This window comes from Thomasclavelia spiroformis DSM 1552 (genome assembly GCF_025149465.1).
In the GTDB taxonomy this organism is placed as follows: Bacteria; Bacillota_I; Bacilli_A; order Erysipelotrichales; family Coprobacillaceae; genus Thomasclavelia; species Thomasclavelia spiroformis.
This window is the reverse complement of record NZ_CP102275.1, coordinates 330,416-342,346: the sequence shown is the minus strand read 5'-3', so window position 1 is coordinate 342,346 and position 11,931 is coordinate 330,416. Positions and strand designations below refer to the sequence as shown.

Here is an 11,931-nt window from a genome sequence, read left to right as displayed (position 1 = left end):
TCATTTAAATAAAAAATTTACAAACAAATAAAAAAATGGCACTATCTTTTAACTATTAAACATAATATTCCTGTATCAAAAAAGAACAGTAACAATAAATATTGTCACTGTTTCTTTATTATTTTACTATTTTTTTCTTTTCTTTTTAAGAAATGTAATAACACTTAATGATGAAATTAATCCAAGTGTTCCTAACATATTAATATCATCTCCTGTTTTTACACTTGTAGTATCACCATTATTTACTGGTGTACTTACTGTATTCTCTACATTTGATGGTGTACTTGGATTTGCTTGTAATCCGGCTATTGCTTTTTCTAATGTTGCTTTTGCATTATCTACTTCTTTTTGAGTGGCATTTGGATTATCAAATACTGCTTTTGCTGTTAATAAAGCATTTTCTACTACAGCATATGATGCTTTTGTATAGTTTACTCCGTTTAATCCTTCTGCCTTATTGATTAATTCTTCTAATAAGCTCTTATCTGGAATTAATCTTAAGTTCAAGAATGCTGTTACTAATTCACTGTATGCATTGTTTACTTCTTCTTGAATTGCATTTAAATCTTCGTATACAGCAATTGCTTCATTTAATTCTGTTTCAAATGCTGTCCATGTATCCTCAGTATACTTATCAGCTTCTAATCCGCTGACTTTATCGATGAATGCTTTTAATGCTGTTTTATCGCCTTGTTTAAAGTCTAACATATGCATTGCACTAGCAAGTCTATCAAATGCATTATTTACTTGTTCTTGAGTTGCACTAGCATCATTGTAGATAGTATTAGCTTCATCTCTTGCTGCAATGAATTCATCAGCTACTGCTGGTACAACATTAGCTAAATCTTCATCAGTAATTGCATTAGCTAAATCTACTGCAATCTTTAATGCTGTTTTTTCAGCTTCTTCAACATAAACTGGTGGAAGAGTAATAGCTTTTTCTAAACCATTTACTTCAACTTCATAAATTCTTGCTGCTGAATCTCCACCTTGTGTTGGTGTATCAACAATTAATTTAACATATCTTGCAATACTTACTGGAACATTATCGCTAGTTAATCCTGCAACATTTTCTTTTACATTTGCAACTTCAACATATTCATTACCATCTTTACTTACTTCGATACGATAATCACGGGTATTCAATCCAGAACCTTCTCCACCAATTTCTGCATGTGAAATTGTTACATTTGTAACTGTCATTTCTTGTTCTAAATCAATATATAATGTATGTGGTCTGTTATAACCTGTTGCACACCATTTTGTTGATGTAATACCATCAATTGCTTTTTCCGGTGCTTCAGAAGCTGCTGTATAACTTGATGCTGTAGCTGTTTTTCCTTTTGATAAGTTAACTATTTCATTATTTGCTTCATTAGAAACAGTTATAATTCCTGTTTTTACCTCTTCATCTTCTCCTAATTTATTTTTAGCTTTTAATGAGATTGTATAAACCCCTTCTTTATCATAACTAATTACTGGATTTTCTTCAGTACTTGTTTCAATATTTGCACCTTCAAAAGTCCATTTTAAATCAGTTGAAGAAACAGAACTTGTGTTAGTTAATTGAATTTCTTGCCCTGGAGTAACAAAAGTACTTGAAACTTCAAATCCTGCAACAGCATTTGGATTATAGTTAACTGCTTCATTAATAAATTCTAACGCAGTTAATTCAGATACTTTTTTACCTGCTTTTAATGATGGTAAATTTGCATTTAATGTACTCTTTAACGAATCAATGCTTTCACTATCACCTTCACTATAAGCAATAAATAACTCTAAAGCTAGTTTATCATTTTCACCTAAACTTCTTAATTTATTTAAATTTGCATCACAATGACTTAATTGATCAGCTGGCAATAATTCTTGTAATTTATCTGCAGCAAGAATCATATTATCAAATTCAGTAGTCAATGCTTCGATTTCTGCGCTAGCATCTTGACCTTTTGCATTTTTCTTAATAAATTCATCCATTAATGCTCTTACTTCTGGCGCATCGGCTCTACCAGTAGAAGCCCATCCTGCTACCAATCTTGTAGAATGGTTAGCAAAAGTATACATATATGGTGCTAAATCACCATATATATTTGTAATACTATCTTTAAATGATTTATCATAATCATACGCTTCAGTATTCCATGAATAATCAGCACCAGTAGATAAAGTTATTTTTGATAAATCAGCATGTTCCATTGGATTCATTACTAAGAAATCTAATTCATTAGCTAATCCTTTATCTAATCCATAAACTGGTCCCAATCCTAATTTATCAGTAATATAATCAGTAACTGGATAATTCCACCAAATACCTACACGTTCACCATAAATACTTTTAATAAATTCAGCATTAGCAATATCAATTCCTTCAGGTACCACTGCAGTTCCTGTCCATAATACTTTAATACTTGAATCTAATGTTTCACTAAAATTCTTAGTATAAGTATTTAATTCAGTTCCATTACTCATTGCATTTGTATCATATTCAGTTGGAACAGTAATTAATGGTGTAATATCACCTTTAGCTTGAATAAATTCTTTATTAAAACGATTTAATAAATTTGCTTGTTCTGTTCCTTGTTTATTTGCAATATCATCGAAGAAAATAGCAAAACTTCTAACTCCCATATCATACATTGCTTGACATTTATTAACTAAAGCTTGATAATCCGCTTCTGCATTTTCACCTGTTAATTGAATATCAATACCTGGAGAAAGTGCAAATACAAAATCAACTTTATTTTGTTTAGAAGTTTCAATCAACTCATTCATGCGTCCCATTTCATTTTCTGGATAAGGATCACGCCATTTTTCACGATGATATACATCATCTTTTGGAGCATAGATATATGTATTTAATTTTGATTTACCATAAAATTCAATTTGATTTAATCTATCTTGATGAGACCATGGGTTACCATAGAAACCTTCAATAGATCCTCTAGTTGTCATTGTAGGTTCATCTTCAATTTTAGCTTCTTTTGATTTTAAAACTCCTTCATCATTAACTGCTAATTGTGTCAATGTTTGAACCCCATAGAATGTTCCATCACCATCTTTACCTTCGATTAATACAGTTCCATTATTATCGCTATCAACAGCTAATACATACCCTTCATCATCTAAAGTATCTGCATCTACCAATCCTAAATTATCTCTAGTTGCATCTAAACCATCTACTTCATCATCTTCTTCACCGATAATAATAGTAGTAGATCCTTCTTGATAATCATCATTTACAGTAATTGAATTACTTTCTAAAAATTCAGTTAATTCTCTAACTGCATCTGCATCAGCTACATCTTTTCCTTTAATATTAACCGAATTAGTTATAGCAAGAATATTTTCTTCATAAGTTACTTTCTTAGGTGTTGGTACTAAAACTGGATTATCAACACTTTTTTGAGTTAACGTAGTAGCATTAATTGCTGGTATATTATAAGCCATAGTTGATGTTAACATTGCTGCTACCAACGCTGTTTTAATCTTTTTATTATTCATACCTTTTCCCTTTCATCATATAAATTTTAATTAAAGTAGGGGAATGACTCATGCCATTTACCCTACTATTTATTTTTAATCATTTTCTTTTTTTCTAAGAACTTTAGCTCCTGCAATACTTAATAATGCTAATCCTGCTAATGTTCCTACTAGTGCATCATCACCTGTTTTTACACTTACTGTTGTATCACCGTTACTTACTGGTGTTTTTGCAATATTGTCTACTGGTGTATTTACATTAGCTTCTAAGCTATTGATTGCTTTTTCTAATGTAGCTTTTGCACTATCTATTTCTTTTTGAGTTGCATTTGGATTTTCATATACTGCTTTTGCCACGTTTAATGCTTTTGTTAAGCTATCAAATGTTGCTTTGGTATAGTTTGCTTCGTTTAATCCATTTGCTTGATTGATTAATCCTTCTAATAAACTCTTATCTGGAATTAATCTTAAGTTCAAGAATGCTGTTACCAATTCATTGTAAACATTATTTACTTCTTCTTGCATTGCATTTACATCATTATATACGCCAGTTGCTGCTGTTAAGACTTCATTAAATGGTATCCATGTAGCTTCTGTGTATTTAGCAGCTTCTAAGCCACTGACTTTATCAATAAATGCTTTTAAGGCTGTTTTATCACCTTTTACAAAGTCTAACATATGCATTACTTTAGCAAGCCTATCAAATGCATTATTTACTTGTTCTTGTGAAGCTGTTGCATCATTATATACTGCATTAGCTTCATCTCTTGCCACTTTGAATTCATCAGCTACAACAGGAATAACATTTTCTAAATCTTTATCAGTAACTGTATTAGCTAAATCAATTGCAATCTTTAAAGCAGTTTTATCAGTATCTGTAACTACTTCATCTGATAAACGATCTAATGCTGCGCGTAAATTTGCTTGAACTTCACTAGTATCAACGCTACCATTAACATATTCTTTTTGTGCTTCTATTAAAGCATCGGCCATATTAGAGACTAATGTTAAATCTTTATTAGTAATATCATATGTTTGTGCTTCTTTAATTAAATTTTTTAATGCACTGTCTTCTTCAATTTGTTCATATGTAAATTTAATATCTTGAATTTGATACCAATATTTCTTTCCCTCAGTCAATAAAATTTTTACATATTTTACAGGTATTTTTTCAAAATCAGCAGTATAATCTAAATCACCTTCACTAATATGACCTACCTTGATCCATGAATCATTATCACTAGAAACTAAAAGATCAGCACTCAAAATCGCATCTGCTCCAACATCACTAGGTTGAATAATATTAATACTACTCATATTTACTAGTTTAGGAAACTCAAATACAACTTCATCTCCTTCGTTTTGATCAGCTCCAAACCAACATTTTGTTGATGGATCATTATCAAGCATTTTATCATAGCTATACATATCGCTAGGATATACTTTATCATAATAACCATCTGCAGAAGTTACTGTAGGAGTATTTCCATCAGGTTTCATTAAATTTTCTTTTGCAGCTTCAATTAATTGATAATGTTCTTTCATTGTTTCAATTGTAATATCATCGCTGTACAATTCAGCTTTTCCATTATCAATAGCTAATTTATATTGATCATATCCAGATACATAATCTTTACTAGACAATGGATAAGTGACTTCTACATATAAAGGATAATATTCTAATTTTACTGCTTTAGCTTTAATAGCTAAAATAGCTTCTAAAGCTTGATCAACTGCCAATTGTTCACTATTTTCATCATCATAAATGATTTTTCCAGCATCATATGCAATTTGATAATCACTAAATGTTTCTCTAATATAATCTTTACTATTTAATTGATTGTTTATTTCTTTACCTAATTGTGTTTTATCACAATGTAATTCATATACAAAAGTGTAACTTTGATCTTCTTTTTGATAAGCACCACTTACTGTTCCTTCAGAAACTAAACGATATCCGTAAATATCATCTGCTTCAAAACTATATTTATCTCCAATCGTTCCATACTTAACAACTGGATCTTTTAAAACTTTCCCTGTATCACTTACAAAATTAAGTGTAACTTTTCCTACATTTTCAGCTGGTAATATCTCTCCTACTTCAGGTAAAGTAGACCCCTTTTCAACTCCAGCTACATGACCCAAAATACGATAATTTTCTTGGAATTCTTCAAAACTTACAACTGAATTACTAGATGTATTCCATGATTTTGTTGCCATTGCTCTCATTTCATCACTAACATCATCATAAATAACATCTTCATCGACTAGATTTGGATTATCACACCAAATCCCCATTGATACACCTTTAATAAATTCTGCATCATCATCTGTAGTATTTTGTTGAAACTTACCAGGTGTCCATTCATCAAAAATCTTTTTATCAGCATTTAAATTATCAAATGAATGCTGTTCACGACCATCAGTAGGTTTATCATTACGCAATACATAATAGAAGAAACTTGCATTAAAATTATAAATTGTATCATGTCCTTTATCAATAAATGTTTGTAAATTTGCAATATCTCGATTCCATGACATTTGTGACCAAAAATCAACCCCGATATAATCATGCATTTTTATCATTTGTGGTTTTTCACTATAAGATTTTTCACCATAATAAATACCATCATTCCAAATTCTTGGTTTAAATCCATGATCGTGTACAAACTCTGCTAAATCATTAATATATTTAGCTATAGCATCTTTCCAAATTGCATCAGGACCAATTGTTTCCTTTGCAAATTGATTTAAAACTGATTTATATTGTGTAGTAAATGGTGGACGATCAAATTCCATATATTCATCGCCACCAATATGGAAATCTGTACATCCTTCAAACAATTCCATATATTCCAAATATAAACTACGAATATATTCAACTGCCTCAGGATTTGTAATATCTAAACCTGATTTATAATGTTCTCCCGTATTACTAATTTGTCCATATTCCGGATGTGCTTTTAAAATTTGATCAACATGACCCGGACTATCAAAAGACGGAATTACTTTAATTCCATACTTATTAGCCTCTTTAATAATTTCCCTTACTTCTTCTTTAGTAAGGTATTGATCAGATACAATTGATGGATCTGTTTCGCATTCAATTCTAAACCCTAAATTTTCTGAAAAATGCATTTGTAAAGTATTCATCTTCATATATGACATTTCTCTAATTTGACGAATAAACCAATCCTTAGAAATATATTTACGAGCACAGTCAACATGAAGTCGACGTTCTGCCATTCTTGGATAATCAACAATTGTTCCATAAACTAAACCATTATTACTAACCATTAAATTTTGAATTGTTCTTAATCCATATAAAACAGCATTTTCACTAGCTCCTGTCAAACAAACACCATTTTCATCTATTTCAATGCGATAAGCTTCGTTACTATTTGTAGCATCTGTGATATTATTTACATCTTCAATTGTAATCAATATATCACTTGTTCCTGCTTCATTTCCATATACCATTGCAAATGGTGAACTACTAACAATTTCTTTTTCAACAAATTCTGCATTAATTAATTTTACAACTTCAGCTAATCTTTCATTTGTGATATTTTCTTGATTAGCTAAAATCACAAATCTTGAATCTGTAGTTAACTGCCAAATCTTATGAGATTCATCTGCTTGATATTCCTGTAAAATTGGATTTGTTAAAGCTTTTAATTGATTATCAGTCAAATTAGATACTTCTACATTTTCAACTATCGAAGTATTTGTTTTAGCTTCAACTAAATAAGCTCCATTTGAAAGCATAACAGATGAAACAACTAATAAAGATAAAGATACTTTTTTTAATTTTGTTATTTTCTCTTTCATATTATTATTCCCTTCTTTATTACCAAAAGTTAACTCACTAATTTCACATTAGTGAGTTAAACTTTTATCCCTAAAACTAATTTCTTTTCTTCTTTTTAAGAAATGCGATAGCACCTAATGATGAAATTAATCCAAGTGTTCCTAACATATTAACATCATCACCTGTTTTTACACTTGCAGTTGTATCACCATTACTTACTGGTGTTTTTACTGTGTTATCTACAGTTACTGTTTGTAAGTCTGCCATTGCTTTTGCTAAAACATCTTTTGCATTATCTACTTCTTTTTGTGTTGCATTTGGATTATCAAATACTACTTTAGCTTCATTTAAGGCTTTTGTTAATCCATCAAATGTTGCTTTGGTATAATTTGCACTTTCTAATCCTTCTGCTTGATTGATTAAATCTCCTAATAAATCTTTATTTGGAATTAATCTTAAGTTTAAGAAGGCTGTAACTAATTCATTATATGCATTATTTACTTCTTCTTGCATTGCATTAACATCTTCATATACACTAGTTGCTGCTGTTAAGGCATCATTGAATGGTGTCCATGTAGCTTCGGTGTATTTAACTGCTTCTAAACCACTTACTTTATCAATGAATGCTTTTAGGGCTGTTTTATCTCCTTTTACAAAGTTCAACATATGCATAGCTTCTGCTAAACGATCAAAAGCATTATTTACATCAGCTTGAGTAGCATTTACATTATCATATACATCTTTAGCTTGTTGTAATGCTGCTTTAAATTCTTCTACTACTACTGGTACAACATTAGCTAAATCTTCATCAGTTATTGTAGTTGCTAAGTCTAAGGCAATCTTTAATGTTGTTTTGTCTCCTTTATAGAATTCTAATTTTTGCATTACTTCTACTAGACGAGCAACTGCATTATCTACTTCAGTTTGTGTAGCATTTTCATTATTATAAATTGCATTTGCTTCATCTCTTGCTGCTTTAAATTCTTCAACTACTACTGGAATTACATTAATTAAAGCTTCATCAGTAACTGCATTTGCTTTATCTACTGCTACTTTTAATGCTGTTTTATTTACTTCTTCAACTTCTTTTTGAGATGCAATAATTTCATAAATTGAAGGTGTTGGGTTATTAGCGTGGAATGTTAATTTCACTTCTAAAATTGTTTTATTTACATCAAATGTATTTGTTCCCTTATCTAAAATTCCAATATCGCTCCAGTTACCTTCAACATCTTTAACACTTACTGTTGCATTGCAAATTGAAGTTGGATCTTGCATAATCATTAATCTACCAACATTAGTGATTGATGTCATTGCATAAGTTAAAGTATCCTCGTCAACTACACTGTCAGGTGCAAATGCACTTGTTAAATCACGGTCATATAAATTACTTACATTACCAGTTGTAATAGTTGTATCAATTATATCAATACTATCATCACCTAAATTATCAACTGTTTTATTAAATGGAATTTCAAAAACTTGTACCCAGTTATCACTAGATTCAGTTGCACTAAATCTAATATAACGTGCCATTTGTCCATCTGCATTAAACGCAGCTTCACTTACTAGTTGTCCTTCAACTGTTTTTGATTGATAATTTTCATCTTTGATGATATCTCCAATTTGTGTCCAGCTTACACCATCAGTTGAAATTTCCATTTTTGTTGCAGCAAAGCCATCAATTCCATGTGAAGGACCTTTTGGATTACCAGCATAATAAATTGCTGTATCATACAATGGAATTTCTTTTCCTAAATCAACGCGAACATAACTACCAACTGTTGCTCCTGCACTTGAATAAAATTTAGTATTAATATTTCCATCTAATGCATTAGCGATAACATTATTTCCATATGTTCCTAAGTCTGTTTCAACTGTTTTAGTACCTGTATTATATACTGGAGCTACAACAATATTATCAATTGTTACATCAATACTTGCTGTAGTTTTATTTACAACTCTTACACAAGTAGCTGTTGCATCAACAGTAGCTTTTAGTGTTCCATCTTCTATTGCACCTTCAACATCTTCCCAAACAATTCCATTAATTGAAGTTTGAACTTTTAAACTTTCAAGATTATTTCCAGTTATACTAACATTAGAAACTCTCATAGCTTTTGGTAAAGCGATACCAACAGTTTCATTAGCTTTCATTGTTCCAATAATTGAACTTACTTGGTAATTACCCTTAGTTAATTCAACTGTTTTGTCAGCTAATCCTGACATTGTTCCAATTACAGTTGCTTGAGTTTGTGGAAAAACATTGTCCATTAAGTTAGATTTTATTTGGTCTACTGAATCTTTTAATAAAGGTTTAATACGTTTTTCACAAACTTTAACAACATTCATTTTAGTTCCGTTTGATTCAAGACTTTCTACCTTATATGTTTCAGCTTCTTTTAATTTAATTTCTGTTGTGTTGATATTAGATAGACAAGCATCAACATCTCCATTTTCAGCATCAATAAATGCTTGCATACTTGAAATACCTGCCTTTGCAACAGCTTCATAAGCATTTAGATGTTGTTCAATTTCTTCATATAAATTTTTATCTTCGATATTTCTCAAAGCATCAACATCATTATCCATTCTTGTAAATTCATCTTTTAATGCAGTTGCTGCTTCAACGATTCCTTCTTTATTTTGAAGCGCTGCTTTAAATGCTTCAATAGTATCTACTAAATATCTAGATTCATCAAATTCAAATCCATCTTTTATATATGAAATATTGTCTGCAAAACGTTGGAATGATTCACTTGCTTCTGGGACTAACTCATCAATAGCTCTAACCCAACTACTTGTTCTTTCAAAACCACCGATATTCCATGAATAATCAGCTCCAGAGAAAATTGCAACTTTACTTGCTTCTGCTTGTGACATTGGATTTAAGAAAAAGCCACTTAAATTATCAACATCATTATCCAGATTTTCTAATGGTGACATCATTAAATTTCCATCACAATAATCATTTACTGGATAATTCCACCAAGCCGCTAAATTCTTATCAGTTACACCAGTTTGATTTTTTGGCCATTCATAAGCATCCTTTGTGATTGCAGACATTGTATTTGCACCTGTCCACATTACTACTACATCATCATCTAATGTGCTAAAAAATGGTTTGAAATAAGAAGTCATACTTGGTCCCCATCCATTACAATAACGAGTTCCAACTACAATTAATGGATCTACATCACCTTTTACTTTAACCCATTCACGATTAACACGATTAATTAAATCCGCATGTTGTTGCCCATTTACATATCCACCTAAATCATCATATGAAATCCCAAATTGACGAACTCCTAGATTATATAGCTGTTCAAATTTATTAATCAACGCATTATAATCAGCATCTGTACTATAATTAAAGCCATTTCCTGGATGCACGCTCCAGCAAAAATTCATATTATCTTTTTTACCTTCAGCTGCTAATTGACGTAATTCTTCAGCTTTATCATCAGGGTACAATTCACGCCATTGATCTTTATGATATGGATCATCTTTTGGCGCATAAATGTATGTATTCATTTTAAAATCACTTGATTCGCTCATCAATGATAAACGATCTTCAAAGCTCCAAGGATATCCATAAAATCCTTCAACAAATCCTCTTAACTTAACACTTGGATAATCAGAAATTACAGTCTCTGCAATCTTATTATCTTTAGTTTTTTGTTCCAACATTTGTGTTAGAGTCATAAGTCCATAATATGCTCCATCACTATCTGCACCAACGATTTTAATTTCACCTTTTTCATTAGTATCATTGTTTGCACTTAAAATATATCCCTGTTCTTCGCTTAAAGCCCCAATATTACCACCTAAATTTTCAGCACATTCATCACAATGTTCGCTTGTTGATGAAATCAAAATGTTTGCTTTACTGTTATCTACTTTATCCGAAATAGTATAACTAATTCCATTTTCTTTAAGAATTTTTTCTAACTTTGGAAGTGTTGCTGATTCTTGTTCACCATGAATTACAACATTTACTTCTCCTACTAAACTCATTCCTTCTCCAGAAGTATATGTTATTTCTTGAGGTTTAGGATAAACATCTACTTTGACATCACTTGATTCTTGTGGTGCAGCTAGTATTTGTACTGGATTAGCTGTTACTAACGAAAATGCAAATGATGCTGCTAATGTACTTTTTAAAATTTTTCCCGCTTTACTTTTCACTGTCTTTATCTCCTATACTTATTTTTAGTTAATGCTCAATTATTTCCCTCCTTTTTTGATTGAAAATGTAAAAGACCGCAAAAAGTCATACTTTTAGTATAACTTATCACGGTCTTGCCTAATTAAAGTAACAATCCAATCTACATTAACTATCTATAACAATCATAACACCATCTTCAAACAACATCAACCAATATTTTATCAATTATTAAAATATTTTTATACTAGTAATAATAAAACCCGTCTTTCGAAACTATCACTACATTTCTTTAGAACTTATGTCCAATTTTAATATCAAAAATACTGATTTTTTCAGTGTTTTTGATTTTTTTTATTTATTTTTTAGGATATAATATTCATAGTGGTAGTAGTGATATATTATTTGGAGGTGTTTTCATGGCGTATTTCCTTAAAACCCGTCTTTAGAAGTTCTCACTATGAATCTTTAGAAGTTA

At 30.5% G+C, this 11,931-nt stretch carries 3 protein-coding genes; all 3 read right to left on the bottom strand.

Annotated elements, in window-relative coordinates; genetic code table 11:
* Positions 1–126: 126 nt before the first annotated feature.
* The 3 genes from NQ543_RS01425 to NQ543_RS01415 all read right to left on the bottom strand — a co-directional run bounded on the left by NQ543_RS01425 (position 127) and on the right by NQ543_RS01415 (position 11,476).
* On the bottom strand, positions 127–3,498 hold the full coding sequence (locus tag NQ543_RS01425) for a beta-N-acetylglucosaminidase domain-containing protein (protein ID WP_004610584.1): 3,372 nt from the start codon (positions 3,496–3,498) through the stop codon (positions 127–129).
* 75 nt (positions 3,499–3,573) lie between these two features.
* Positions 3,574–7,308 (bottom strand): family 20 glycosylhydrolase, encoded by a 3,735-nt coding sequence (locus tag NQ543_RS01420; RefSeq protein ID WP_004610585.1) that lies wholly within the window; start codon positions 7,306–7,308, stop codon positions 3,574–3,576.
* A 76-nt stretch (positions 7,309–7,384) separates the two neighbouring features.
* Positions 7,385–11,476: a beta-N-acetylglucosaminidase domain-containing protein gene (locus tag NQ543_RS01415; protein ID WP_004610586.1), complete on the bottom strand. Its 4,092-nt coding sequence runs from the start codon at positions 11,474–11,476 to the stop codon at positions 7,385–7,387.
* Positions 11,477–11,931 lie beyond the last annotated feature (455 nt).

What these genes read in the sequence shown, in the direction of transcription:
- NQ543_RS01425 (WP_004610584.1), bottom strand. Translation starts at nt 3,498, where the DNA reads ATGAATAATAAAAAGATTAAAACAGCGTTGGTAGCAGCAATGTTAACA.
- NQ543_RS01420 (WP_004610585.1), bottom strand. Translation starts at nt 7,308, where the DNA reads ATGAAAGAGAAAATAACAAAATTAAAAAAAGTATCTTTATCTTTATTA.